General features: G+C 55.0%; 25 protein-coding genes and 1 tRNA gene. 13 read left to right on the forward strand and 13 right to left on the reverse strand.

The window, feature by feature from the left end; translation table 11 throughout:
* Positions 1 to 77: 77 nt before the first annotated feature.
* Positions 78 to 1,781, forward strand: a complete 1,704-nt coding sequence (locus DSM3645_RS18075) for a glycoside hydrolase family 88 protein (RefSeq protein ID WP_040351951.1) — start codon at positions 78 to 80, stop codon at positions 1,779 to 1,781.
* A gap of 120 nt (positions 1,782 to 1,901) precedes the next feature.
* Positions 1,902 to 2,264 carry a SpoIIAA family protein gene (locus DSM3645_RS18080; RefSeq protein WP_002653722.1) on the forward strand — a complete coding sequence of 121 codons (363 nt, stop codon included), beginning with the start codon at positions 1,902 to 1,904 and terminating at the stop codon, positions 2,262 to 2,264.
* A 6-nt stretch (positions 2,265 to 2,270) separates the two neighbouring features.
* Here the strand turns inward: DSM3645_RS18080 and DSM3645_RS18085 are convergent, their stop codons facing one another.
* The 3 genes from DSM3645_RS18085 to DSM3645_RS18095 are packed head-to-tail and all read right to left on the reverse strand — an operon-like array spanning position 2,271 to position 7,588.
* Positions 2,271 to 5,390, reverse strand: a complete 3,120-nt coding sequence (locus tag DSM3645_RS18085; RefSeq protein ID WP_237564852.1) for an error-prone DNA polymerase — start codon at positions 5,388 to 5,390, stop codon at positions 2,271 to 2,273.
* Positions 5,356 to 6,891, reverse strand: coding sequence for a Y-family DNA polymerase (locus tag DSM3645_RS18090; RefSeq protein ID WP_002653724.1), 1,536 nt, complete (start codon positions 6,889 to 6,891; stop codon positions 5,356 to 5,358). The genes DSM3645_RS18085 and DSM3645_RS18090 overlap by 35 nt, the downstream gene beginning before the upstream one ends.
* Positions 6,842 to 7,588: an ImuA family protein gene (locus tag DSM3645_RS18095; RefSeq protein WP_081444884.1), complete on the reverse strand. Its 747-nt coding sequence runs from the start codon at positions 7,586 to 7,588 to the stop codon at positions 6,842 to 6,844. Before DSM3645_RS18095 ends, DSM3645_RS18090 begins: the two co-directional genes overlap by 50 nt.
* Positions 7,589 to 7,670: 82 nt before the next feature.
* Between DSM3645_RS18095 and DSM3645_RS18100 the strand changes: the two genes are divergently transcribed.
* From DSM3645_RS18100 to DSM3645_RS18140, 9 genes are all read left to right on the forward strand, one after another.
* Positions 7,671 to 8,354, forward strand: a complete 684-nt coding sequence (locus DSM3645_RS18100; protein ID WP_002653726.1) for an SOS response-associated peptidase — start codon at positions 7,671 to 7,673, stop codon at positions 8,352 to 8,354.
* A 451-nt stretch (positions 8,355 to 8,805) separates the two neighbouring features.
* Positions 8,806 to 9,114 (forward strand): hypothetical protein, encoded by a 309-nt coding sequence (locus DSM3645_RS18105; RefSeq protein WP_002653727.1) that lies wholly within the window; start codon positions 8,806 to 8,808, stop codon positions 9,112 to 9,114.
* 9 nt (positions 9,115 to 9,123) lie between these two features.
* Positions 9,124 to 9,438, forward strand: a complete 315-nt coding sequence (locus tag DSM3645_RS18110; protein WP_002653728.1) for a hypothetical protein — start codon at positions 9,124 to 9,126, stop codon at positions 9,436 to 9,438.
* Between the two features lie 9 nt (positions 9,439 to 9,447).
* Positions 9,448 to 9,963, forward strand: coding sequence for a hypothetical protein (locus tag DSM3645_RS18115; RefSeq protein ID WP_002653729.1), 516 nt, complete (start codon positions 9,448 to 9,450; stop codon positions 9,961 to 9,963).
* Positions 9,956 to 10,351 (forward strand): hypothetical protein, encoded by a 396-nt coding sequence (locus DSM3645_RS18120; RefSeq protein WP_002653730.1) that lies wholly within the window; start codon positions 9,956 to 9,958, stop codon positions 10,349 to 10,351. Before DSM3645_RS18115 ends, DSM3645_RS18120 begins: the two co-directional genes overlap by 8 nt.
* Before the next feature lie 2 nt (positions 10,352 to 10,353).
* Complete coding sequence (locus DSM3645_RS18125; RefSeq protein WP_002653731.1) at positions 10,354 to 10,554, forward strand: helix-turn-helix domain-containing protein; 201 nt, start codon at positions 10,354 to 10,356, stop codon at positions 10,552 to 10,554.
* A complete protein-coding gene (locus DSM3645_RS18130; RefSeq protein ID WP_002653732.1) occupies positions 10,551 to 10,886 on the forward strand; it encodes a hypothetical protein in 336 nt (111 codons plus the stop codon). Before DSM3645_RS18125 ends, DSM3645_RS18130 begins: the two co-directional genes overlap by 4 nt.
* A 4-nt stretch (positions 10,887 to 10,890) precedes the next feature.
* Positions 10,891 to 11,229, forward strand: a complete 339-nt coding sequence (locus DSM3645_RS18135; protein ID WP_002653733.1) for a hypothetical protein — start codon at positions 10,891 to 10,893, stop codon at positions 11,227 to 11,229.
* A gap of 2 nt (positions 11,230 to 11,231) precedes the next feature.
* Complete coding sequence (locus DSM3645_RS18140; protein WP_002653734.1) at positions 11,232 to 11,693, forward strand: hypothetical protein; 462 nt, start codon at positions 11,232 to 11,234, stop codon at positions 11,691 to 11,693.
* A gap of 3 nt (positions 11,694 to 11,696) precedes the next feature.
* On the opposite strand, the gene DSM3645_RS30270 is transcribed toward DSM3645_RS18140, so the two are convergent.
* The gene (locus DSM3645_RS30270; RefSeq protein WP_131282690.1) at positions 11,697 to 12,218 is read right to left on the reverse strand and encodes a hypothetical protein; all 522 of its coding nucleotides are present in this window, start codon (positions 12,216 to 12,218) and stop codon (positions 11,697 to 11,699) included.
* Positions 12,219 to 12,661: 443 nt separating this feature from the next.
* Here DSM3645_RS30270 and DSM3645_RS18155 point away from each other — a divergent pair, with 443 nt between their 5' ends.
* A complete protein-coding gene (locus DSM3645_RS18155; protein WP_002653737.1) occupies positions 12,662 to 13,249 on the forward strand; it encodes a recombinase family protein in 588 nt (195 codons plus the stop codon).
* Between the two features lie 272 nt (positions 13,250 to 13,521).
* Complete coding sequence (locus DSM3645_RS18160) at positions 13,522 to 14,829, forward strand: IS701 family transposase (RefSeq protein WP_040351614.1); 1,308 nt, start codon at positions 13,522 to 13,524, stop codon at positions 14,827 to 14,829.
* 1,010 nt (positions 14,830 to 15,839) lie between these two features.
* Here the strand turns inward: DSM3645_RS18160 and DSM3645_RS18165 are convergent.
* The 9 genes from DSM3645_RS18165 to DSM3645_RS30695 all read right to left on the reverse strand — a co-directional run.
* A complete protein-coding gene (locus tag DSM3645_RS18165) occupies positions 15,840 to 16,652 on the reverse strand; it encodes a hypothetical protein (RefSeq protein WP_002653738.1) in 813 nt (270 codons plus the stop codon).
* A 1,022-nt stretch (positions 16,653 to 17,674) separates the two neighbouring features.
* The gene (locus DSM3645_RS18175; RefSeq protein ID WP_040351957.1) at positions 17,675 to 18,160 is read right to left on the reverse strand and encodes a hypothetical protein; all 486 of its coding nucleotides are present in this window, start codon (positions 18,158 to 18,160) and stop codon (positions 17,675 to 17,677) included.
* 91 nt (positions 18,161 to 18,251) lie between these two features.
* Positions 18,252 to 19,559 (reverse strand): hypothetical protein, encoded by a 1,308-nt coding sequence (locus DSM3645_RS18180; protein ID WP_131282692.1) that lies wholly within the window; start codon positions 19,557 to 19,559, stop codon positions 18,252 to 18,254.
* A 296-nt stretch (positions 19,560 to 19,855) separates the two neighbouring features.
* A tRNA-Met gene (locus tag DSM3645_RS18185) sits at positions 19,856 to 19,929 on the reverse strand.
* 199 nt (positions 19,930 to 20,128) lie between these two features.
* A complete protein-coding gene (locus tag DSM3645_RS18190) occupies positions 20,129 to 21,892 on the reverse strand; it encodes a TolC family protein (protein WP_202594957.1) in 1,764 nt (587 codons plus the stop codon).
* A 611-nt stretch (positions 21,893 to 22,503) separates the two neighbouring features.
* Entirely contained in the window at positions 22,504 to 23,799 is a 1,296-nt protein-coding gene (locus DSM3645_RS18200; protein ID WP_040352770.1) for an aminopeptidase P family protein, read from the reverse strand.
* A 311-nt stretch (positions 23,800 to 24,110) separates the two neighbouring features.
* Positions 24,111 to 24,659 (reverse strand): hypothetical protein, encoded by a 549-nt coding sequence (locus tag DSM3645_RS18205; RefSeq protein WP_040351959.1) that lies wholly within the window; start codon positions 24,657 to 24,659, stop codon positions 24,111 to 24,113.
* A gap of 62 nt (positions 24,660 to 24,721) precedes the next feature.
* Positions 24,722 to 25,738, reverse strand: a complete 1,017-nt coding sequence (locus tag DSM3645_RS18210; RefSeq protein ID WP_002653746.1) for a DUF1559 domain-containing protein — start codon at positions 25,736 to 25,738, stop codon at positions 24,722 to 24,724.
* Positions 25,739 to 26,287: 549 nt separating this feature from the next.
* On the reverse strand, positions 26,288 to 26,602 hold a 315-nt coding region (locus DSM3645_RS30695; protein WP_002653747.1), incomplete at its 5' end, for a hypothetical protein.

Genomic DNA, 26,602 nt, shown 5'->3' on the forward strand with positions numbered 1-26,602 from the left:
ACCAGCATGACGCGACGCCTCTGCTATAATCGATCGGTATCGGCTCACAGTTCGTTACGCAAACAGGTCGGAAATTAATGGCTCGCATCGCAGTTCTCTTGACGGGATGCTTTCTCATGTTCGCCGTGCCGGTCGCGCAGGCCGAAGAGCCCCAGTCGACGGCCTCCAAGTCCGAGCTCGCACTCTGGCCGGGAGCGACCTCTTTGACGCTGGGGCGTGACGATGCCGGGAAGAGCGTGATCGCTTGGATCGACTCCCGTGCGCTCGATCCGCTTGGCAAAGGTGCGCTGGCGTTTGTCGTTTTCGACGAAGCCGCCGACGAAGATCCCAGCGGCCAACATGCGCTGCGAATGCATGAGACGCTGCGTCAGACATTTGGCGAGGATGTACGTTGCGTGATGGTCTACGGCGGACCAGGGCAGAAGTATCCGCCCTCAGGTTCCGCTTATAACACGCCGCGGGAACGAATGGCGGCGACCATTTGGCGCGCGATCGGTTGGCTAGGGCCCGATCTGGTCGTCGAATGCACGCCGGAGGATGTCGACTTGAACGACGCTTCGATGCTCTGGAAAGCGGTCGCCGTTCAGCCGGCGGCGCCCATCGGAACCGTCCCCTCAGCGCTGGTCCGAATTTCGGAAAATACGGGCCCCGCCGCCGCGCAACCGCAGCAGCAGATTACGTTCGCTTGGCAACCGACTCCACTTCCCGAAAAGTTAGGCGTCTCTCCATTGCGGGCAGAGTTGCAACAACGCCTGCGGCGCACGCCGGCGAAATGTGCCGAACAATTAGCGGCCGTTTACGGTCATGATTTGAAGAACATCATGTATCAACCGGCGCTCGCCGTTATGGCCCGTCTCGATCTGGCGGCGCAGTTGGACGATTCAAGCGTAGCGGTGGAGATCGAGAAGGTTGTCGAGCCCTGGCTGCAAAAGTCGTCCGCTCCCAAAGACTCTAAGCAAAAGGGAGTCAACGGCAGCGCCAATGCTGGCCATCTGGTCTTCGCGGCGTGGGCCGAGCAAACCGGCGACCCCCGAGCGATCGAGTTGGTCCGCCGCGTCGCCGACCAGGCGTTTGATTCGCAAGGCCAGCCGCTGTCGGCGATGCCGGGCCACAGTGAAATGAGCGACGCCGTCTTTATGGCCTGTCCGATACTTACATCCGCCGGGCGCCTAACCGGGGAAGAAAAATATCTCGACATGGCGCAGCGGCAACTGCAGTTCATGCAAAAGCTCTGTCTCCGCAGCGATGGTCTCTACCGGCATTCTCCACTCTGCGAAGCGGCTTGGGGTCGCGGCAATGGGTTTCCGATGCTGGGACTAGCGCTGGCGATCACCGATCTCGAAGCGATCGAGCACGACGAATCCAAAGAAAAGTCGCTACGTGAACGAGCGACGCAGCTCAAACAAGCGCTGCTCAAAAATCTACAACGCCATGCTGAAGCGCTGCTCCCCCATCAAGACCCTACCGGGATGTGGCGCCAGGTCATCGACGAGCCATCCGCCTATCGCGAAATGACGGCGACCTGCATGATCGGCTTCACGCTCCAGCGCGGGATAGACCGCAGCTGGCTCGACGCCGAGCGTTTTCAATCGAGCGTCGATCAAGCCTGGTCCGCCGTTTCCAAACGCTGCGGCGCCGACGGCGTCCTCTTCGATGTCTGTACCGGCACCGGAAAAATGAAGTCGCTGCAAGCCTACTTCGATCGGACTGCGATTCTTGCCCGCGACGAACGGGGCGGAGCGATGGCGCTGTTGTTCGCCGTTGAGCGGATGCGGAATTGAGATCGATCGCCTAGGGGCTCCCTTTTGGTGCTCCCAGCTTCCCACTTACGCGTCCGCAGCTTAAAAAGAGGATAGTCGCGATTCCATCTGCGAAACATTCCGAGTCAAGGAGACCGTCGAATGAACAACTCTTTAGAAGTCATTTCCAGCGGAAAGCTGCTGCACGTCAAAGTGACCGGCAAGCTAACCAAAGAGTCGTACGCCATATTTACCCCCAAGGTCGATCAACTGGTCCAAGAGCATGGCAAGCTGCGGATCTTGTTTGAAATGCACGACTTCCACGGCTGGACCGCTGGCGCGCTGTGGGATGACATCAAGTTTGACATGAAGCATTGGAGGGATATCGAGCGCCTGGCGATCGTCGGCGAGTCGAAATGGGAACAAGGAATGGCGACATTCTGCAAGCCGTTTACGATGGCCAAAATTCAATATTTTGATCACACCGAACTCGACAAAGCGAAAAGCTGGGTCGAAGCGGACTAAGTCGGCTTAGCGAAAATCGCGAGATTTCACCTGCAGCGCGGTCAGTCGCGCTGACATGTCTTCCACACGTCGGACCAGCACGTGGATCACGCGATCTTTCGCTTCCACTTTGCCGTGTACAATCCAGGCCTGCGAATGCCGGGTGATCTGGCGAAAGCGATCCCAGGTCGCCTGATGAATCACGAGATTCGCGACGCCGGTTTCGTCTTCCAGGGTGACAAAAGTAATTCCCTTGGCTGTGCTCGGTCGCTGTCGCAACAAGACGATGCCAGCGACCTTGACCGCTGCATTGTTGGCGATCGCAGCCAGCGCGGCGGCTGACGTTACGCCCAGCATGGTTAGACGCTCGCGATGAAACGACAGCGGATGAGCGCGTAGCGAGAGCCCTGTCGTTCGATAGTCGGCATGGACTTCTTCCTCTGGCAGCATCGCCGGCAACCAAACCGGCGGCTCAGCGTCTGGCTCCAGGTCGTCAAACAGCGTCTTCTGCCGCGTGGGCGCATCGACTCCCAGCACGTTCCAGAGCGCGTCACGGCGCGTCGGGTTCATGCTGGACAGCGCGTCGGCTTCAGCCAACGGCAAGATCTGCGATTGCGGCAGAGCGGTTCGCTTGGCGAAGTCGCTCAGCGAGTGAAACCGACCATCGCGACGAGCCGTCATGATCGCCTGCGCCGCCGCTTGTTGCAGTCCGCCGATCATCCGCAAGCCCAACCGCAGCGCACCTGTTTCGATCGTGCAGTCCCAATCGCTGTTATTAACTTCGATCGGCCGGATCGCGACATCATGTTTTCGCGCGTCTTGAATCAACTGCGCCGGCGCGTAGAAACCCATCGGTTGGCTGTTGATGATCGCCGCCGCAAATTCGGCCGGGTAATGACATTTGAGCCATGCGCTGACATAGACCAACAACGCAAAGCTAGCGGCATGCGACTCTGGAAAGCCATACTCGCCAAAGCCGCGGATCTGCAGAAAGACTCGCTCGGCGAAATCGCCGCTCAGACCATTTCGCTGCATCCCCTCAAGCAGCTTGATCCGAAACTGATCGATCACGCCGGGACGTCGCCAAGCGCCCATCGCGCGGCGCAACTGATCCGCTTCGCCCGGCGTGAAGCCGGCGGCGACGATCGCCAACTGCATGCACTGCTCTTGAAACAGCGGAACGCCCAACGTCTTTTCGAGCACTCCTTGAATCGCGTCGTTAGGATAGGTCGCTTCCTCTTCACCGCTCCGGCGCCGCAGATAGGGATGAACCATGTCCCCCTGGATCGGCCCTGGCCGGACGATCGCGACTTCAATCACCAGGTCGTAATAGCAACGCGGCTGAAGCCGCGGCAGCATCGACATCTGCGCTCGCGACTCGATCTGAAACACGCCGATCGTGTCGGCCTGACAGATCATCTCGTAAACCTGCTCGTCCCCTTCCGGAATGCTGGCGAGCGTATGCAGCTGACCCGTCGTTTGTTCGATCAGCGCAAAGCATTTACGAATCGCCGTCAGCATGCCCAGCGCCAGGCAATCGACCTTCAAGATCCCCAGATCGTCGAGATCATCTTTGTTCCATTCGACCACGGTCCGTCCCGGCATCGCGGCGTTCTCGATCGGAACCAGATCGTGCAGCGGCCCCCGAGTAATCACCATGCCGCCGGTATGCTGCGATAAGTGCCGCGGAAACCCGATCAACTGCTGCACCAGATAAAGAAATTGCCTGCCGACGCTGCTGCGGCCATCGAGCCCTGCTTCTCGACAACGAACCTGAAAGTCGGTCGGCGCGCGGTAATGATCGGCGTTCTTCGCCAGACGATCGACCAGGTCGAGCGACAGCCCCAGCGCTTTGCCGACGTCGCGAATCGCCGAGCGAGGACGATAGGTGATTGTCACCGCGGTCATGCCGGCCCGCTCGCGGCCATACTTTTCGTACAGATACTGCAAAACCTCTTCGCGGCGCTCATGCTCAAAATCAACGTCAATATCGGGCGCTTCGTCCCGTTCGCGGCTGATGAACCGCTCGAACAACACGTTGACCCGGCCTGGATCAACCGCCGTCACTCCCAGACAATAGCAGACCGCCGAGTTGGCCGCAGAGCCGCGCCCCTGACACAAGATATCTCTGGTGCGAGCGAAGCGGACCAGATCCCACACCGTGAGAAAATAAGGCTCGTATCGCAGTTCCTCGATCAGCGTCAATTCATGTTGCAACAGTTCACGAATCTTGGTCGGCAACTCGCCGGGGTAACGCATCGCTGCGCCTTGCCAGGTGAGCTGCCGCAGATACTCGATCGGCGTCATCCCCGGCGGGGCCAGCTCTTCGGGGTATTCATACCGCAGTTCGTCTAACGAAAATGTGCATTGATCGGCGATCTCGACGGTTCGTTCCACCGCGTGCGGCAGTCCGGCGAATAATCGAGCAATCACGTCACGCTCACGCAGATGCCGCTCGGCGTTGGTTTGCAGGTACGGGCCCGCTTGCGCGACGGTCGTGTGATGACGGATCGCCGTCAACACGTCATGCAACGGCTTTCGCTTTGGCGTATGAAACAACACGCCGCCGGCGGCGACCAACGGCAGACGCGTTTGTTGCGATAACGTCTGCAAGCAATCGACCCGATCGTGATCATGCGGCCCCCGCTGCAGTTGCGCCAGTAGATAGCCCCCGGCGCCAAAGATCTCTCGATAACGGCCTACGCCCTGCGGCGAAAACTGCTCGCTGTTAGCCGGCGACACAACGCCGCAGAGCAGATGTGCGGCGTGGGCGGCGATGTCCGCGACCGTCAGCTGGCACTCGCCTTTCGGCGCTCGCCGCCGCCCGGTCGTGATTAACCGACAGAGATTCGCGTAGCCAGCACGATTCTTCGCCCACAGGACCACGGGCCAACCGTCGGTCGGCGTGATCTCGACGCCGATCAAAATCTTCAGACCGCATTCTTTAGCAGCGGTGTTGGCCCGTACGACGCCGGCCAGGCTGCTGAAGTCAGTAATCGCCAGCGCGGCGTAGTCCAGCTCTTGCGCACGCGCAACCAACTCTTCGGGATGCGACGCCGCTTCCAAAAAAGAAAAGTTCGTACGGCAGTAAAGTTCGGCGTAACGCATTTTCTTAAAGCAGCTCCCCATGCCAGAACCAGCACGCATCTTGCAGCCGCCGAAAGATCCAGAGCCGCTCGCCGGCGCTCGTTTCGATCCAGTAGTAATCTCGGCGCACAAACGCTTGACGCCACCACCGTGATTCGATTCGTTCTGGTCCCCAGCAAGCGACGATCTCTGAGCGCGTTTGCTTCCAAAAGAAAACGACAGGGGGGCCATCCGGCGTCACGGCGATTACTTCTATCGGCCGCGGCTGAGGAAACAACGCCGTCGGACGATCGAGCGCCTGAAAACAGCGCAGGTGAGAGGTGAAGGAGACGGCGCTCGTCTCGTTCGCCGCATGCAGGCGAACCGCATGCTCAGGCGTCGCCTCCGGCGACAACTGCGCCACGCCGATCGCCTGATCGCCCAGCCGACAGCTGAGTCGATCGACCAACTTCGCCAACTGCCGCGCCTCGTCTTGCGAGCGCCCCGCCAACCAATCTTGCTGCGCTGCGGAGAGGGGCGCTACCTCGCTCGCATCCAACGTCATGCGAACCAGCGGCGCCGTCAGACGCAGCTTCTCTAGCTTCAGTCGCAACAGTTCGCCCAGCCGCCGCTCGTCTGCCACCGCTTCGCAAAGCCGCAGCGAGGTCTCCCACGTCTGTCGGTTTTCCATGTTGACCAGGCAAAGCAACTGCCGGACCCCCAGCCGCCGCGGCGTCAGCAATCCCAATAGCCGCTTGAGCAGCAATTGCCACAGTTGCTCAAGCGGCGCTGGCTGCGTGATCCCCTCTTCCAGACGCTGGTCGACTTGAAACTTTGGCAATGGGCGGCAGGGAGTGATCATTTCCGGCAGTTGGCCGCTCCATTGATCGAGTCGCATCAGCAGCGACTTCCCGCAGCGTTTCGCGAGTGACGCGCGATCGAGGGCCAGGACTTGCCCGATCGTCGTTACGCCCAGCCGATGCAGCTTGTGAAGCGTCGCCTCCGGCAAACGAAGCGCCTCGATCGGCAGCACTTCTAACCGCTTCCCGCTGGCGATCACCGCTGGTTGGCCCGCATGCGCCAGGAAGTGAGCGCCTGCCCAGGCGATTCCGACCGTATCGGCCACGGCGATTCGCCCGTCAAGCCGCCGCTTGGCCAACGACTGGCCTAACTGCTCGGCCAGCGTTTGTTCGTCCCCAAAAAAGTGAGCAATGCCGGTTACGTCGAGAAGCAAGCACTCTGGCGGCTCAGCATCTTCGAGCCCAATACAAAAACTAAATCGCTCGCAGCGCAGCGCAATTTGCTGCAGCGCCAGCTTGTCGTCTTCGGCTCTCCACGGCTCGCTCTGCAGCAGATCGCGCGGTCGCGCCAGCGAGCGCACTTCGGAGATCGGCATGCCGCTGCGCACGCCGCGACTGCGTGCGGTGCGATTGCAGTAACGAACCAGTTCGCCCTGCTTGGTTTCGGTCGACAAGACGAACATCGCCGCGGCCAGCTCTGGCTGGGAGATGGTCAGGCGTTGAATCGGCCAATCAGGAAACCAGAGACATAAGACTCGCTTGGCGGCTGCTAGTAAACTCATGAGTCGTCCCCGCGAATCGATCGATTTGAACGACAACGTTGTTGCGCAGCGCCCTGCCATGGCTGTAGACGCTTTCGACCTGATACCGCGGCGATGCGCTGCAGGAGGGGACCGAGCGGACCAACAAGCGTGCGTCGGCCCAAGCGGAATGCCGCAGCGCTGCCGCAGGTCGCAGCAGAAAGCCGACTCCGCACGACTCTTCGGCAGCTAGTTGCAGTCGCCGCAGCACCGTCGCGGAAGCTTGCTCGATGTCGGCCCACACCAGGCCGATCGCTTTGCAGCGGAGCGCCTCTTCGCATGCCCACCAAGCCTCCTGCTTTGTTTGGGGTCGCACGATCAAGATTTTGGCCAGATCCAAGCCTAAATTCGCCAAAGCGGCAGGCGAAATCTGCCGTCGACTGTCGATCACCAGGAACGTCTGATTGCTTGCACAAACGTGTCGCGCCGCGATCAACGCCAACGTCCCTGCACCGCTCGCGGGGGTGCAGCCGATCCACTCAATCATTCCCCCGCGTCGTACGCCGCCGCAGGGAAGTAGTTCATCCAGCGCCGTAGAACCGGTCGATGTAATGTCGGCGGCGCGGCGCCCCCCATATTCGCTTTGGCGAATCTGCCGCTGCAAATGGGCGATCGTCTCTTGTTTGGCGTCACGGTGCATTTCCATCATGGGCAGGACCTCGACACGGAGTGTATACATACGTACACTTCCCGTCAAGCGTCGAGCCGCGCAGGATAGAGCAGGACGCCAACCAAACGCTTACCCCGCAGCGAGTTAAAAAATGTGCGGACGTTACACTCTGCGAACCCAACTCAATCAAGTGCTGCAGCAATTTGCAGCCGAGAGTTCCAGCGCCACGTGGGAGCCCCGTTACAACATCGCCCCCACGCAACACGCGCCGGTCGTGTTGATCGAAGAGGAACGCCGCGTCTTGCAGACGATGCGCTGGGGGCTGATTCCCAGTTGGGCGAAAGAAGCGTCTCTCGGCGCCAAGATGATCAACGCACGCGGTGAGACGGTCGCCGAGAAACCAGCGTTCCGCGCCGCGTTCAAACGCCGCCGCTGTCTGATCCCCGCCGATGGTTACTACGAATGGCGCCGTAGCGGCGCGAAGAAGCAGCCGTACTACTTTCACCAGCCCGACGACCAACCCTTCGCAATGGCCGGCCTGTGGGAAGAGTGGACCGGCGAAATCAAAGGCGAAACCCATCCCTGGCGCTCGTTTACCATCATCACCACCGAGTCCAACGACCAAACCGGCAAAATCCACGACCGCATGCCGGCAATCCTGACCGAAGAAGACTGGGACCTCTGGCTCGACCCCGAGTTCGCCGACAAACCACGCCTGCAAAAGATGCTCCACCCGCTGGCGGACGAAGAGTATTTTGAGATCGATCAAGTCAGCACGCGAGTCAACTCGCCCAAAAATGACTCGGCCGAGTGCGTGCAGGTGGAAGAAGGCTGACATAACCCACTGAGAGCCCTGCGGGCTTCCTACCACCCAAAAAACGGGCGACCCAAAAGTCACCCGTTTTGATGTAAATCCTAGCTGAGAAACAGCTTAGAAGTAGCGGCGGAGGGATTCGAACCCCCGACACGCGGATTATGATTCCGGGTGTTGGTTTTTCCGTAACTACTTCTAATTTTTTGGCTTACGTCAACGGGTTCGGTGGTTCTTGTCCCCATTTTGACCTTTTCTTGACCCCATTTTGTCCTCTTGGGTCCCGGCTTGCAATCCAAGACACGATTTGCATAAAAATAGCAAGTGCTTTTCTATTGCAAATATTTTACATTCTCAGTATAATTATGGGCAGATCGGCTACGCCTATTTCTTGTGTGGCTGGATAGTCGCCCGGTCTACCACCTTACCTTGAGAAGCCACCAACGCTGTTTTGTCCTCAAGGTAAGGAATTGCTATGCCTGACGCTCTCTCTAGGCTTTGCCGCAAGCGGCTTGGGATTGATCTAGCTTCACTGTCTGAAGATCAATTGCGGGCCCATCTTCCCGCAATCGTCGAAGCGGTTCACGCTGAAACTGTCGATACGTCGAACCTTCTCAAGCGTCAACGGTTTGAAGTCGCCAAGGCTGCCTCTCTGCGTGCCCACTCTCTTGCTTCCTTCATCCCGAATGGCGAATTCATCAGGGATGAGACGCTGCCACCTTTCGATTCGTGGTCCCAGTCTGCCGACCCGAATAGTTGCCTTGAATCCATTCTTCCAATCTAGAGGGCAGTCATGGCACTGAAAAATATCTACCAACTTTACGCACTGTCGTCCGGTCAAACTCGCCCATCCCCTTGCTACGTCTATGCAGCGGATGAGAGCACTGCACGCAGCAAACTCGCTGCCCGATTGCCTGACGCTGAAATCCAAGACAACGTCTTTGAGTATTCAGGGGCAAACGGTTTCACGTTGGGCATTCTCGCCGGTGAAGGTGAGCGAAAAATGGTTCTCGGGACCTATTTCACTACTGTCATTCAGCGTGAACGACTGAAACTCGAAGACGTGCTTACAAAAGCAGACCTAGCCGAAATCCAAGCGGACATTTAAGGAGCAAGCATGAAGGGGCTTTACGCCATCACGGCGATTTCAGAGGGAAATCCGGTCGGTGCTTTCGTGCTTGCCATGAACGCAGACGACGCAGCACACAAAGCATCGGCCCGGCTTGGCGAATCGGGACGCATGACACACCTTTACCGGCTTTGCGATGCAACGGCCAGCACTCTGAAACGAAACCAGCTTCTACAGAATTGCTCAAAAGCCGATCAGGTTGAATTCGTCACCGAAACGCTGCTTGAAATCGTCGACGTGATGCAACGCCAAGTTGTTTTTCTTCAGTCGACGGTAACGGAAATGGCCAGAGCCTTGGAGATCAAAGAGAAAATGCAAAGCGAAACCAAGCCCTTCAAGATTTTCAGATTTGCAGTTCAGAACCCTGAGGGGGAAGTCAAGTTTTATGAAACGATGGCCCCTAGCTTGGGTCCCGCTTTCAAAGTTGCTATGAATTTTGCCAAAAGCCAGTACGGCCCTGAAGCCAAGCCAGATTTTATCGCAGAGGTACCGGACGATGAATAAGCTGCGTGAAAGCTATTTTGATGCCCTCAAAGCATCTTCCCGCAAACAGCTCGTCAGCAAGTCTGCAACTGGTCCCAAAATCTACTGCCTGCGAAATTCGACAGGAAGCATCATCGGATATGCTCCCGGAGAGCAAGTTGCCCCAGCTGAGATAAAGCGTCAAATTGAGAAGGAAGAGGTAGCAAAATCTGCTCAATCTGGGCTTGGCATTGCTGACGGACTTGCATCTGAATTGCAAGAAGACCCAAATTCGATGTTTGATGCGTCTGCTTTGCTACCAAAATATGATATCCAATCGTTTGGAGTCGAGGAGATAGCAAAATCTGTTAATTCTGACGATGACAGCCTTATTGGCATTTTTCCGGCATTCCTTCGCCCCCGAAAGTAGTCATGAAACTATCGGAACAACTTCAGCAAGTGATGGCTCAAGTCCACGGAAAGCTAGTTCAAGCCAACGTGCAAAAGGTCTCGAAGGCCTGCGGGATCTCTGCCAGCAATGTCTATCGCTTGCGAAATGGCGGAACCCCCACGCTTTCTACCTTGGAACTTTTGGCTGTTTACTTTGAATCCCAGGATGGGAGCCAATCATGAGCGATCCTAACGCGATCTTAGATTCTGCGTTTCCCAGATTGGAAGTCGCCAAGGCTGCCCAAGTTGCTGACGGGGCCGAAATGGTAAACCGTACGCAAGGCAAGTCTGGGGGGTCAGGTTCAGCAGGGGAAACGCGTGGGAGGCCTAGAAAGTCTGGGCCTAAGCTGCATCTCAATCCCGAAAACCCGTTACTTACTTCGATCGTCTCAAAAGATGACGAAGGGCATAAGTGGGAAGCCGGATCAGTGCTGCAAGTGTTGTTCGCCAATGGCCAGACGCGTAGCGTCGTCCTGCTTCACAACATCGAGATTGCCCCTCTGGATATGGAGTAGTCGCATGAGATCTCTGTTTTTGATGCGTTACAAGATGACGCGTTCGCCGCTTGTCTCGCTCATGGCGGTTTATGCGGTGAGCTACCAGGAAGCAGCGTCTGCTTTCGATTTTCGGATGTGGAACAAGAGAATTGAGCGTGAGCAGTACCAGCTTTTGAGCCATCGTCAAATTCTGGAAGAAATGGTGCATCTCCAGATTCACCTTGATTTCATTCGCAAGCTGCCAGACGACCAGCTTTGTGAGTTTTTGCGGGATCGAAAAGCCAGACAACTGGCTGATAAACAGAGCGTTGAACGCACCGTCTTAGACCTTCTCGAACAACTGGAACCAATCAGGAATTAACCATGAGCACTGTTGCCCAAACCCGTGAAGAGATCCTTCAAGAGATATCCCAGCACGAAACCAGAATTTTCGAGCTACGCCAATTGCTGCCTTCTGCTCTCAAGTCGTTTTTCCGGTTTCGTTGCCGCCCCGAAAAATTTGTCTGGGTTTATGCCCTGACGCATGAAGAGGCAGTGCGAAAGCTGCACGCACGGATGAATCTGAACTATGGTGCGAACTGGGAAGTCGCCAGCAGAGTAGTTGATCGGATCGACGACCCCCGCGAAGCTGCCAATACCGCAAGCTGCAATCTGCTGACGCATCTGACGCTTGATGACGCCAGGGAATTTGTGAACGACTATCGAGCGAACCAGCGGGGAAGAGCGACAGGCGAAAAATTGAAGCACGCCCCCCAGTCTCGAATTGAGCAAGACATTGAAAGCTGGGAACTCAATCAGCGACGACGTGAAGGCATGAAGGGGTAGAGCTCATTCAACCAGATAGTTCCCACTTTTCTCTATCGCGTGCAGTTCTTTTATTGAATCGTAAGCAGCATGCACGTCCTTCCGAAAATTCGTCTTGTAATAGGCATCTAATTCGTCAAGTCCGGACGTATTGCAATTTTCTAGAAGAGTTTTGATCGCGTCGATGCAGTTTTTGCCACGCTCTCCAAAAAAAAGATCGATTGTCAAAATATCTGCTCGAAGAGTTGCTCCACAAAGGTCCAAAGGTCCAAAAAATTTGGTGAATTCATCTAAGTCGTTTTCAATGAGTTCATTGTGATCCTCCCTTTCGTATTTGCTCTTCATTAGTTCTCGCTTGGCAAGTAAGCGTCGTACCGAATTGCCAAATTGAACGACATCGATGGTCAATCGCTGAAACAGTTCGATAGCAGTTTTTCGTCGCTCGTCTCGGCGAATCATTGCGTGGGCCATCGCAACACTGACGATTGGGCCAAGGATCGCTGCAATAGCTGCTGCCCATGCGGCGACGATAGCGGGATTGTCCAAGTTGCTGCCCTTCAAAAATTGAATAACTGAATTTGCCCACCCAAAAAAACACACAAACGTTAGCAGTTATGGCCACTTCTGCGGAAAAATGGACACCCTACTTTTTAACGCGATTTTCGCCCATTTTGACTATGTTCGCGTGGCTTGGGTAGTCGTCTTGCAATGGCTGCTCTTGGGGAGTGAGAGCACTGTTGCGGACGACTCGATTGGTTGAGCGGGCCCGGCTTGAAGCTTACAGACCTTCAGGCTTGGGCCTTGCTCCCTTTCTCTATCCTCTTCTATTCGTCGCCTGACTTTCTTTCTTGGAAAGTGCCATTTAGGGTCTGCCCGGATTTGGCCCGAAATCCCTTTCGCCTTTCCCGAAGATTTGGGCGTTTTGGGTCTGGCTAGCCAAGTGCCAAGTAGCCTATACTCTACTTGTCCAATCGTGTGGAGTTTTGGCTATGAAGAAAATGAAGAGAATTGCTGTCTATATTCGAGTCTCGACAATTGGTCAAAACCAAGCTGGCCAGAAGCGAGAAATTGCTAAATGGCTTTCGGGAAATTCAATTGATCCTGAAAGCGTTCTTTGGTTTTTTGACAAAGAGACAGGCGACACCCTGACGCGTCCAGCCTTTGAGAAGCTGCAAGGTGCGGTCTTCAATGGTGAAGTTGGCACAATCGTAGTTTGGAAGCTCGATAGGCTCTCTAGGAAGCTTCAGGATGGGATCAACACCCTTTGCAATTGGTGCGAAAAGGGCCTGCGGGTTGTTTCTGTCACGCAGCAATTAGATTTTGCGGGAGCTACCGGAAAACTCATAGCTTCGGTGTTGTTTGCTGTCGCCGAAATGGAGCAGGAAACCAGAAGAGAACGCCAGAAGGCAGGCATCGACGCTGCCAAGGCCAATGGAGTCTACTTGGGCCGCAAGCCGGGAACCACCAAAGGCAAGCCAGCCAGAGCTATGGCATTGCGTGAGAAGGGGCTAACGCATGACGAAATCGCTGTGGCGATGGGTGTTAGTCGCCGTACCGTAATCCGGTATCTGGGCTGATTTGAATTAAGGGTTTACTAGTTCCCTTCCCACACACAAAGCGAGGTAGTGAAATTTGAATTGAGGGGGCACAATTCGATGTGGAAACTGAAATGAGGGGCACGTAATCGGAGTCTATTTCCGTTTTAGAAATCTTGAAACCTTTTTGATCGGATTCTTAGTTCAACTTTTGCACTTTTACCGCCTCTGGAATTGCTCTTCCGAAATAGCGTGAGCCTCCGTCAAGATGCTTGGGTATCTCACATCCAGGCACTTGAGCAAGGAGGCTCACAATGGAACTTGTACCCGAATTTGCTGCCCTTTTGCAACCCTTTGCCCAAGCGATGACGACTCCGACCTTCGAGAGTCTGGCGACGCTGATGGCCGGGTGGGTGCTGGCCAGTCGACGGACTGTTACACGCATGATTCTCGCGGCGGGCGATTCGGCCGACAAACATTTTTCGTCGTACCATCGCGTGTTCAGCGCCGCCCGCTGGTCGCTCGACCGCGTCGGTCTGGCGGTGTTCGACTTGATCGAACCGTGGATCGATGGCGACGTCCTGTTGGCGTTGGATGACACGTTGGCCCGCAAGCGCGGCTTGAAAATCTTCGGCTGCGGCATGCATCATGATCCGCTTATTTCAACGCGCAGCAAGGCGGTGATGAATTGGGGGCATAGCTGGGTCGTGCTGGGAGTAATCGTCGAGTTGCCCTTTCGTCCAGGACATTATTACTGCCTGCCGATTTTGTTTCGTTTGTATCTGAACAAGGCGAAGGCCAACCAACATCGCCGCGTTTATCGGACCCGACCAGAACTGGCGGTGCAGATGCTCGGCACGCTCTGTTCCCACCGGAAAAACAGGCGTTTTCATGCCGTGGCCGACAGCGCCTACGGCGGTCAAAGCGTGCTGAACAATTTACCGCCGAATTGCGATTTGACCAGCCGATTGCTGATGGACGCTCGTTTGTACGAGGCGCCGCCCGTCAGAAAACCGGGAACCAACGGCCGACCACGCAAGCGAGGCAACCTGTTGCCGACGCCGGCGGCCATGCTGGAGGGGCGCTGCCGGCGATTGTCATTCAAAATTTATGGGCGAACCGACACGGCTCGTGTCGCCCATGTCGAAGCACGAGTTCATAGCGCTCCCGACCGACCGCTACGAGTCGTGGCAGTCGAACCGCTGACCGGCGGCCGCAAACCGCAAGCGTTTTATTCGACTCGTTGTGAAGCGACAGCCGAGCAGGTGATCGCTTGGTACGCTCAAAGGTGGAGCATCGAAGTCGCGTTTCACGATAGCAAGCAACAGCTTGGTTTCGAAGAACCGCAAGGCTGGAGCCGCCGCTCGGTCGAGCGCACCGCCCCGGTCGCGATGTTGTTGTATTCGCTTGTCGTGCTGTGGTTCGCTCGCGCAGGTCATCGCCAATACCAACCGCTGGCTTGTCCCTGGTACACGTCTAAAGCCGACGCTTCCTTCGCCGACATGCTGGCCACGCTCCGCCGGCAAACCGTGCGACAAAAGGTTTTGTCACTCGCGCTGAATGGCCCAGGCTCGCGAAAAGTAAGACAACTCCTGGAACATACGCTCGCAATCGCCGTGTAAAAGTGCAAAAGTTGAACTTAGGGGCAAGGATTCGCTTTTCCTTGGGAGAGGGAAGGCATTCAATGTGGCAGTATTCCCACTTGCCGTCTTCAATTTTTCGCTCTACTTCCTCAAGTGAAATAATCTGAGCCTTCTGGAGTGCCCGGTAGTAGTACTTCAGATAGGTTGACTCAGGACTGATTGTTCCAAGCTTCTTAATGAACTCGCTGATTCTTATTGCTTCAGTATCACGACGAACGATTACTCGGAATAGCGGGTTTAATCTGATCCGATATAAAACTTTGCCGTTTCGGACTGCTCGCACCCTCACTCGCTTGAGATCATCCGGGAGAAGGATGGGGAGTCCAACCAGATTTTGCAACATCGACATCTGATTGTTGAACACCCTGCTTCTCCACTCTCTTTCAAAAGTGAAATCGTTTGGGTAGCCATCTTCCCCGGAATGGATAGGGCGGTACTGAACCCACAGATACTCGTCGTCCTCTGAGAGCCGGTAAAAACATTCTTTGTCGCCATAGATTACAGGTCGCCCGCCATACCTGAAAAGGTCGACCTTATTTAGGGCGATGCCATAGCCCGTATATGCAGAGCATTTAGAAAGTGTAATTGGAATCTGTTCTAGCGGTTGCTCAGTGAAACAAACTGCTTTGTGCTTACCGCGTATAGTCCAAGTTGAATTTCCTTGGTACGTGATGCGACGTGCTCCAGATGGTTTTAGGTAGCCGCATTTTAGAATTTGTTTTAGGCGAGCCATGCCGTTTTCATGCGTCGTTTGCCCCGCATCATCAATTACAAAGTTTCGCGTAAGGTGAATGACGTAGTCCGTCAAATCGGATCTCGCCTCTCGAATTCGCTCCCAATCGCTCATTCTGTTTGCTCGGCTAACTTTCGACTCCAAACGTTTGGAGCTTGGACTTTTTAATCTGCAAAAAGCAGACATTTTAGACATGTCAAATCGTCCCAAATGTCGCAATTTCAGGCGTTTTTGAGTTATTCAGTTATAAGTGCGGTTATTGGTGAATTGGAGTGTTTGGCCCGAACAATTCGGTGCCGGAATTAATCAGTTCGTCTAACTTCTGAAAGTTCTCAGGCGTCGGCGATAGGCTGGATATTGTGAAGGGGCTTCTATGGCCCGCGTCCTTCGCTGATCCTCCTAGATGATAAAGCTGGTCATCGCATCTAAGCCAACGGTCATGGTTGCTTGACTCGACAATCAATCGGTACTTTGTTGGCCCGCGTTCGGAGGCGTAGAGGCGAGAGATATTTAGGTACGATTGGTATTCAGGCTGGTTGGCTCTGTCTTTGGTGACTAACGTGACGGTTGCAGCATCGGGCAGGTCGTTTAGGTAGCGATGGAACAAACTCGCCCCCATGTAAGGATCAGCCCAAGTAAAGTTGCTGAGAGTCGTTTCGCAATATGTCTTTAGTTTGCAATAGGCTTGAAAGGGAGAGTTCGCCTCGAAAACTTCGGATTCTATTTCGGTGGGAATCAGGTGAATGGCGTTCAACGCTTGTCGTCGATTTTTATCTAGGATGCTTCGAATTCCATCGATGGCATTGCGGTTTCTGTTGATTTCAAGTCCAAGGCTTCCAAGGCTGTCGTCGAAGGTTTGCCACTCGAAGAGGTAGAAATGGCCCGGTTCGGATTGCATGAAATTTCTAACGTCGGTTAATAACGAATCGCGATCTGCCGCATACTTTGCCATTGCTCTAGCGATAGTCTGAGGGGTTTGCTGGTCGGGGTAGTCGACTATGTCCTGAATCGGGCGAAGTAATAGGCCTAGCTTGTAAATCAACTCAGCTTGCTGCTCTTTTCGATTCATCGCTCGCTCATGTTTCGTTGTAGAAACTCCAATTGATTGGAGCCAGTTTACCCTGCTTTTGGCGTGACTGGAATGCTTCCAAGGTCGGGCCGAAAAATCGCCAGAGAGGCCGCTTTTATCTCTTTTAGAAACTAATCCCATAGAGGAATAGGAATGTAGCTAACGGCTATGCAGGTATCTCGGTACTGACAACTTGGACCATCTAGACCATTCTGACCTACAGGACCTCTTAGACTGTCTAGGGAGTTTTGTCGAATGGCTTTTGAGCGTGTCTTCGTAAGTGAAGTAGCGACCGAAAACCCGTTTCGCTTTGTTGTCGTTCCACTCTGGCCCAAGCTGCTTGGCAATGGTCGTCCAGGGCTTCCCCAGGTTCGCCATGATGAAAGGAAGTGCGAAAGGGGCGTTACTGTCTCTGGGGCGTCCGCCAAGCATTTCAGGAGAGGTTTCGCGATAGTGCTCATTCGCGGTTACCTTGCAAATCCTGTCCAATCGTTTGGAGTCGATAGCCAATGGAACTAGGGCAACGAAGTTGACGTCAGCGAACCTTGCCAACTTCCAAGGCTCTCTTGCGAATCGTCGCCACTCAAACGCCACGACAGGGAAGCCGGTAGCCCTTGCGTTGGCAATCGCCTGATGGAGCGTGGGGCGAGACTTTGGGCCAACCCGATGGCCATTCTCTCCAAGGCCGTAGTACGCTTCAGCAATAGATAGGTTTCGAGCCCTTGCGAATTGCTCGAACTTTGCGACCTGCCAAGCTGGGGCAGAATTCTTTGCTAGCGATTGACTTGGAGAGTTGCGGCAATAGGTGATTAGCCCGCCCATATCGAAACAATTCTGAAACGATTCGGCATCATGTAAGTTGTCTGGAAATAATGCATGAGAGTTTGAGCTATCAAGCGAATCGAATACAATAGAATTGTCCATGAGACGTTACCTCATTCATGGATGTGATTTGCGATTGTTGACGCAATCGCAGTCGAATCAAAAGCCCTGCCGAGTTGGTCCTCGGTGGGGCTGTTTTTTTAGCTTGCTGCCTCTGCCTGCTCTAGCTGTGCCTGAAATGCAAACCAATCTTCAGACAAATAGCCGCCTTCATCTACAGGCTTGGGGGCGATTGGCTGGGCAGGGGCTGGCAAAAATCCCATGTCCTGTTGCATCATCGCATGCACTTGTCGAGCAATCTGCTCCTGCTCTTCTCTATACAGTCGAAGGCTCGTTTCCTCTGGGGTTTCGGGCCTTTTACTGTTTTCGTGGGCCTGCTTGGCCATGGCCGCTGCTGCGGCATGTGTGCCGAATTGGCCAGCTTTGATTTGGTGCCGGATAAGTGCCACGCACCTACAAACGGTAGGTTGATTGATTGGGCCACCCCTTTCCGTCTTGAAGCCCTCTTTCGTGAGGATTTCCGCTGCTTCTGCTTGAGTGTAGCCGAGCGTGTTGCACAGTTCCCAGACTCGCGGAAACATGGCTTTGTGATTTTTCAGAAACCGAACGCTTACTGTCATTGACATGCCACGTGCTCCAGTATTGTGGAATCACTCATTATGACAGTAATATGTCAAAAGTCAATTAAAATAGTACTACTAATGTCATGCCGTGGGGTCAGAAGCCGTAGAGTGATTCCAGCTTGTCAGTCTCTGCAAAAAGCTCTTCGAAATGTTGGCTCACGTAGTGCCGTTTCATGCCAGCTTCTGCGTGAGCAAGGAAAAGCTCTGTCAGTTCTGGGCGTGCCTTTTCAATTTCGTTGGCGGCAGACTTGCGAAGATGCTTGAAGCTTCTGGGGTCTTCTTTGAAACCGGCTTTCTTAGTCTGCTTCAATTGGTTGAACGCCAAGCGAACCGAATCATTGACGATTAGATTCCCTTTGTCATTTACCTTTTCGGTGTAGAGCGGTAGGCCATTGGTTCCAACCAATAGCGGGCCTTTCGGATCGGAATTCCGATGCTTTTGAAGCATCTTCAGCGTAGAATGCCAGAGTTTTCCCTTGCTGGGAACCCCTGTTTTGTGACGGTCCCGAATGACTATGCCCGTATCCCAGTCGATCATGTCCGCTTCCAGCGTGCCAATATCCTTTTGGGTGTATCCAAGATTGAGAGCCAAGGCGATATAAAGCCGGGTCCGCTTGCTGGCTTTCGTCGCTAGGCTCTTGCATTCGTCAACCGTCCAGAACAATGGCTTGGGTTTGTCGAGCTTCACGCGGCCATAGGTTCGCAAGTCTTTGGGTAGCTCTTTCAGAATGTTCTGATCGACCAGCCATGTCAGCCACTTGGCAACAGAGTCAAGACGCTTCTTAAGCGTCGCCTTGCTGATTTGGAATTCGCCCCCGCAGTCTACAAAGTTCCATTGCAAGTCACGGTAGCGATTGAGAATCGACGGTTCTAGCTGGTCGATGAACACTACCCCCGCGTAGTTGACCCGCAGGAACTTGCGAAAGACTTCCAGCTTCGTCTTGTCTTCGGCCCATTGCTTTAGGCTGAGTTCGCCTCTTTCGGTTTGCTTGTGGCGATGAGCGAGCCAGAAGTCAGCCAAGGCAGAGATTCGGCGTTCACCTTCGTAGGGATTGCCAGAGTCATTGCTCGCAATCAATTCAGGATTAAGCCCAGCGTCGAGACCTACTGATTCTATCCAGGCTGGCAGGTCAGGCGACTTCGCCGCCAAGGGAGTTGGAAGCTTGCGGCTAATGGCTATTGTTGTCGCCTGAATTGGCGGCAGGCTCGTGGCTGGCGATGGAGCGTAGGCAGGGGCGAAGCTGGCAAGATGTTCCTCTGGAATGAGGACCCCGGTTTCGGTGTAGGGATTCGGGCCCAAACCGTCAACGAATGCCTTCAGTCGTTCCCACTCTCGAAACGCTGCTTCGTAGCCTTGGCGGTCCTTCTTTCCTCTGCAGGAAGTCTTGAGATAGTACGTCACGCCCCGATAGCGTTTCCGCCATCGCTTCGCATGAGTCGCCCAGGTTAGTTTGTGTAGATACGGCACGTTGCTTCACTCCCGAAAATGACCTGTTGCCGGTCATGGGGTAGCAACTTACCGAACGCGTTCTAATCGTGCTCAAGAATCATCGACTCCAATTACCGATTGGAGTTTTTGACCTCTCGGGAGCCCTCTGGGACCACTTTGGGAGCCCTTTGGGTTCCAGGCACAAAAAAACGGGCGATCCGAAAATCACCCGTTTTGATGTAAGTTCTAGCTGAGAAACAGCTTAGAAGTAGCGGCGGAGGGATTCGAACCCCCGACACGCGGATTATGATTCCGCTGCTCTAACCGACTGAGCTACGCCGCCAGAAGATGGTTAAATCTAAGCATCACCTTTACATAGGTCAAGGAGGGCTAACGCGGCGGGAAGGTTCTGTCGGTTTTTTTGGATCGAATCGCTCGAAACGAATCCTTGCGGCGCCCCTGCGACCCGCTTTGCCGTTGAAAACGGCGCTGAACCTGACATCCCCCTCGGTTGTGGGAATGTCAGGAGAGTCTCGGCCGCATCAGCGCCGCAGCGGGTTTCCCAATTCAAACGGGGTCGCGACAGGTTCGATCGCTGTCGGAATCCGCGCGCCCCGCTCCGAACCGCTGATCGGCAGCGTCAGCGCGGTTTGCGTTACAGGTTGCTGCAGTCGCATATCGCGCGGCCCCGGCTGTTCGATCGCGTCCAGCGAAGTCGGCGTCAGCATCGCTTCGCCGACCGGCGCCGGCGGGATCGGTGGGGCCGGCAGGTTTTCGTCATTCGGCGTCGGCGGACCGACGGCATCGACCGGAACCGGCGGCGTCACGACTTCGCCCAGATCAATTTGCGGCGGCAAGCAGAAGAGTTCTGTAAATTCCATGCCGCTGCTGGTCACCAAAAAGCCGCCGCCCAGCGCTTGATAAGCACTGACGATCGCCGAGAGTTGTTGCTGCTTGGTTTCGATCAAAGCGGTTCTGGCTTCCAGCAGATCACGCTGCGAGAACAACACGTCGACATATTCGGCTCGGGCTCCCTGGAACAAATTGGTCGCGACGTTGACCGACTCTTCGAGTGCTCTTACCTGTTGCTGCTTCAGCGCGACGCTGTCGCGGTAATTCTCTACTTTGGCCATGCTGTTCACCACCTCGGTGAACGCGTTGAGGATCGTGCGTTGATAGTTATAGACCGCCTGCAACTGTCGGGCATTCGCGTTCATGTAGTCGGCTTGAATCGCCTTCTTGTTGATGAGCGGCGCGACCAGGTCTCCCATGGCGTTCGCGATAAAGGCGCCCGGATCAAACAGATATCTTGGATTGAAGGCCTCAAAGCCAACGCCAGCCGAAATCGCAACTCGAGGATAGAAGTTCGCTCGAGCGACCATAATGTCGAGTCCCGAAGCGGCCACTTCGCGTTCGGCGGCGATAATATCGCGGCGATTTCGGAGCAGCTGCGCCGGTACGCCGACTTGCAGCATGTTCGAGTCGAGACTGATGAAGTCCCACGCCTGACGATCGACCGGCTGCGGATATCGACCGACTAGGAAGTTGATCCTGTTCTCGACCTCGATAATGTCCTGTTTGACGATCAACAACTGACTTTCGTTCTTGCGAACTTCGGCCAGAAAACGCTGGACGCCCAACTCGGTGCCGCGGGCGGCGTCTTTTTGCGCCTGGGCGACTTCTAGACTTTGCTGTTGCAGCTGGATCGTTTGATTGAGGAAGACAAGTCGCTTGTCGAGGGCCGCCAGCTCGTAGTAGCTCTTGGCGGTCTCTGCAACCAGTTGGGTGACGAAGTAATTTCGCGCTTCGATCGCTTCGATATAGCGTTGCATCGCCGAATCCCGAGCATTCCGCAATTTCCGCCAAATATCGAGCTCCCAAAATAGATTGGCGGAGATTCGCGTGTTCGTCAGAGGATCCGGAAACTTCCCGCCCACCGGATAGGTGAGTTGCTCTTCCGCAGCTCCCAGCGGTGTGAACTTACTCGTTCTTTCCATTCCGCCCGACAGTCCGGCGGTGATAAACGGAAGATAGGCGCCGCGACGAGCGAGGATCTCGTTGTTCGCGATCTGGATCTCTTGATTCCGGATCTTCAACTCCTGGTTGTTGACCAGCCCCACGGTCAGCAATTCGGCCAACGTTGGATCATCAAAAAACTCAACGATGCCCATGTGGGCAGAGTTCTCAGCGTCGGTTCGCCCGGTGAAGTCAGGCGGCATAATGGGCCCCTGTTCAGCACGGCGCAGACAGGGGATGGAGCAACCAGACAGAATCAGCAGCAGGAGAAAAGCTGCCAAATTCGTCATCACATGCTTCTCGGGCATCGCCTTGAAGAAGCACACCAAGTTGTTCTGTCGCATCATGGAACACCCTGCGATTGTCGCAAATCTGCTGAATAGGAAGTACTTGCAGTTCGTCACGTTGGAACTGGAAAGGAGCAGCGCTCCTCAACCCGGCGAAATTTTCTGAAAAATTCCGTTTCCCCCTCCCGCACGGCAATATTGCTATTGACCGCACATGCATAGGCGTAGAAACAGCCGGCAAAATTCTTATCGGCAGAAGATTGAACACAGACCAGAGAATCCCTACCTTGACCAGCTTGCCTGCGCTATTCCGCTTTCGGTTTGCCTTGCAGCGCGTCGCGAAACCCTAGGAAATAGCGGATTTACGCTCGATATTGGTCTACATTAAAAGGCCTTAAGACTCCGCCTTGTTGGGGACATTCATCTGACCCGAATGAGCGGCTTTATCGCCCATTTCGAACGGTCTTGATCACGCGAGAGAGAGGTCGCTGCGCTCACTCGCTAGCGATAGCCGACAGCACACAGAAGAGGCTCGTGCGGATAGATGAGAAAAATGAGACTCCCGTCAGCCCCGATAGCAAAGCTATCAGGGCCGGACGAGCGTCAGGGCCAAATTACTTCGCTGCTGCGGCCATCAGCGCTTCGATTTCATCCGCTTCCACGGGGATATCGTCCATCAGGTCGATCGGCCCCGCTTCAGTAATCAGAATGTCGTTCTCGAGCCGCACGGCGAAGCCTTCTGCTGGGATGTAGATGCCGGGCTCGACCGTCAGCACCCAACCGGCGGCGAAGGGGACGTTAGTTGGCGCCACATCATGCACGTCGAGCCCGATCGGATGTCCTAGACCATGCATGAAGTACTTTTTGCAGGCAGGCGCTTCCCGCGTATGCTTGGCCACATCTTCCTTGGTCAGCAAGCCTAGCTGGACGAGTTCTTCGTTCATCATCAACTGCGCTTCGTGATGCCAGTCGCGATGCATCTTGCCGACGACGGCGCCTGCGATCGAGGCCCGCATCACTCTTAATACGGCGTCATAGACATCGCGTTGTCGCGACGTAAAGCGACCATTGACCGGAATTGTGCGCGTCAGGTCCGAGTTGTAGTTGGCGTAGTTAGACGCGACATCCAATAGCAACATATCGCCATCGTTACAGATCTGGTCGTTCTGAACGTAGTGCAATCCACACGCGTTTTTGCCGGACGCGATAATCGGCGAATAGGCGAACGCGCCGCGATTACGAATGAACTCGTGCCAGAGCTCCGCTTCCACTTCATGTTCGGTGACGCCGGGCTTCACAAACTTCAGCAGCCGTTCGAATCCCCCCTTGGTGATGCTGCAGGCGCGACGGATCAATTCAACTTCGGCATCCGATTTGACCGCTCGCAATTGATGCAACAGCGGCGCCAGGCGGCGATAGGTATGCAGCGGAAACTGGCGCTGGCAATCTTCCACAAACCGATCGTCCCGCGTTTGTACGATCGCGGCGGCGCGGCGGTGTTCGTTTTGATTCAAAAAGACTTGCTCTGCGCTCAACATGCAGTTGCGCAAGATTCCGGGAAACTCGCTCAGCCATTTGATCGTGGTGACGCCGGAAGCTTGGGTCGCTTCTTCCTTCGACAGCTTGTGCCCTTCCCAGATTTCCAAGATTTCGATCGGCTCGCGAACGAACAAAATCTCACGCTGCGCCGGCTCGGGCGAGTCGGGAAACAGCAATAGAATCGACTCTTCCTGCTCAACGCCTGATAGATAGAACAAATCCGTATTGGGAAAATTTTTGAACGTACCATCGGCGTTTGTCGGCAGCACGTCGTTGGCGTGGACGATCGCTAACGAGTTAGCAGGTAAAAGCTGCTTCAGATTGGCTCGATTTTCGACAAACAGGCCCGAATCGATAGGTTGATGACGCATCCAATGTTTCCCTGAAAGTGAAGCCGAAGCGGAGAATTCGATTCCGACAAGTTGCGGCGTCCAGCCGCCGTAGAAGACCGCTGCGTCCGCATTTTGTCCCCAGTCATAGCCGAAAGAACCGCCGAAACCAACTGCCCCGTCGCTGAAAACGCATCTTCGCCGGCCGACGGACAACCGCCAGACTAACGTTCTGGCTCGTCCGTTCAAAGAGTAGGAACGAAAGCAGGGCGACTTCTCGTGAGAAGCCGCCCTGTTGAATTATCAGAAGTCGCAGGAGTATAGAACTCGTGGCGGTGTTTCGCCGCAGCGACCTAGTTTCGCTTATGGTACTGCACCGCCGTGAGCGACGCTCTCGGTTTTGAATCCATCGTCAATTCGTAGAACTCAACTTCTTCACTGACTTCGACAATCAACGGGGTTGTATTTTGCGACTGGTAAATCGCGGGGATGCTGGGTTTGCCTTTGCTTCGGCGGGTAGGTTCGGCAATCGCGACTGCGGCGGCGGGCCCTTCGCCGTCGACGACTTCTCCTTGGATGTTGGCTTCCGAGGAAGTATCGCCGATTGGTAACAGCGGCTCACCGACGATCACGCAATAGCGCCCAGGCTGGCAACCACGATAGTCCCTCAAAGCGCCAGGGACGACGGTATGCAAGTTGAACTTCCCTTCTCCATCGGTGCAACCGCCGGCGCCTTGACCGACCGTTCCGTCAATCGGCCAAAAGTAAAGACTCTTGTAGGGCAGCGGCTCTCCGTCGAGCAAGAGCGTTCCCTTGGCGGAATGGCGCAGCGGTCCAGGATCACTGCACCCGATGGTCACGAACAAGACAAGCAGGATACTAAATTTCCATCGACAAAACATCAATTTCACCTACCAGGATTAAAGATAACGTTGGTAATGATGTGACTTGCAAGCGGCGCACTCTAAGGCAGCTTGGCGACGTTTCCGTCGGCCATCGCCGTCAGATTGAACAGCGTCGCTTTGTCGATCGTTTCAGGGATGAACTGAACGGATCCGTCCCCCATCACCACGTGACATCCGCCGGGATGCAAACTGGCCGTCGCACACCACCAGCTGCGAGCGCGTCCTCGAATCGGAACAAACGGAGGGCTTTGCCAAGCGGGGTGATCCACCTGGGGTTGGTGCCAGATGTTGATGCCGCCGTTCGTCCCGTTGTAATAAGGATCGACGCCGGTCATGACCCAACTGCGATACGACCAGGCGAAGGCGCCGCCGTTGACGTGATACTTGGTCGTTTCGCCCATCATGAACGTGTTGCTCAGACCATCGACGACATCCGCCAGTTTGGTATTGTGGTCGGCGCCAAACATCCGCTTGGAAGTACTAGACTGAGTAACGTAGCTGTTGCAGGTAGAATATTCGAGCGAGCAGTAGACGACGAAATCATAGTTGGTCGCGGCGCCTGAAAAAGAACCGCCGGGGCCGTAAGCTCCGCCGACAAGTCTCCCTTTGGTGGGATTGTTATCTGAAGGGCAATTGAAAGCTTGCAGCTCCGTTCCGGCGAGCGCGGCGTTTCCATTGGTGAGCGGATCTCCCACGATCGTGCCGGTCGCCTTCTGGTGACTGCTGGAGATCGAATACGCTTCTTTGTGGTTGAATTGATCGTAAAGGTTCTGTTGCTCGACATAAGGGAGCAGCGCAACGAGACCATTGGCATTTTTGATCTCGCCGTTCACGGCGTCCCCGACGCAGCCGCCGTATCCGCTGCTCGACGCCGGCAGCTTGCCATGCGTGTCGACATAGTTGTGCAGCGCTAGTCCCAACTGTTTTAAGTTGTTACTACAGTGCATCCGCCGCGCCGCTTCGCGCGCTTGTTGCACCGCCGGCAAAAGCAACGCGATTAAGACTCCGATGATCGCGATCACGACCAGCAGTTCGACCAGAGTGAAGCCTTTTTGATTTTGATGAGATTGCGACATAAATCGACATGGCCCTTTAAAAAAGATGAATCGATCTTGATCGAACTTCGTCCGATCAAGATGGGCGTATCAAAGAGGAGAGGTGCAAAGTGCTAAAGCACTTTACATGCCAATCGCAAGTTGGGCGTTTCTGCGCAATTCTTGAGTAGCCACACTTTTGGGGTCATCGATGTTTCGTGATATCTTCGATAATTCCATAGTTTTTGTTGCAGTCGGCCAACTTGCCTGCAATTTGGGACGGACTAGTTGCGCAGCTTAGCAACCTAGCCCACGCCGATAGGCGGACTGCAATACTCCCCTAGATGGGATTTTGAGAGCAGCAGCGAAACCGATACGGAAAGCGGCGCATAGAAAAAGCGAATCCGTTGCTGAGTCGCGCGTCATGTTCCAGTAAGAGTTGCCGACATGACGTGCAAGCAGGCGCAAATTTGCAGCAATCGTTGCGGTCACGAACGTCGCAGAACTTTTCCGATGCTGACGCCTACGGAAAGGATTCGGCTCAGTTGAGTCGACAGCGACGCAGTCCGTTGATCCCATCAATAAAGGGGGCTATGGTTCGATCCACGCCGCGGTGAACGCTTCGGATAGGTCCCACTCTTCCAGATTGCCGTCAATGACCGGCGGTTGGGCTGTACGGCGGACATGGATCATTTCGATTTCGCTGCGATTGTATGCGAGCTCGGTCTTGGTCTTTCGAGGCGTCTTGGGAAAGGTGCGCAGAAATCGTTCCGGAGCGAACGGCAGCGCTCGGCTCGTTTTGTCAAACGAATACGCTTCGCCGGCACTCAGGCGATTGTCTTGCGAGACGTTTCCCTGGAAGGCATGCAAGTAGACGTCCACGGCTCCTTCGTAGACTTGGACGTC

Source organism: Blastopirellula marina DSM 3645, from assembly GCF_000153105.1.
Classification (GTDB): Bacteria; Planctomycetota; Planctomycetia; order Pirellulales; family Pirellulaceae; genus Blastopirellula; species Blastopirellula marina.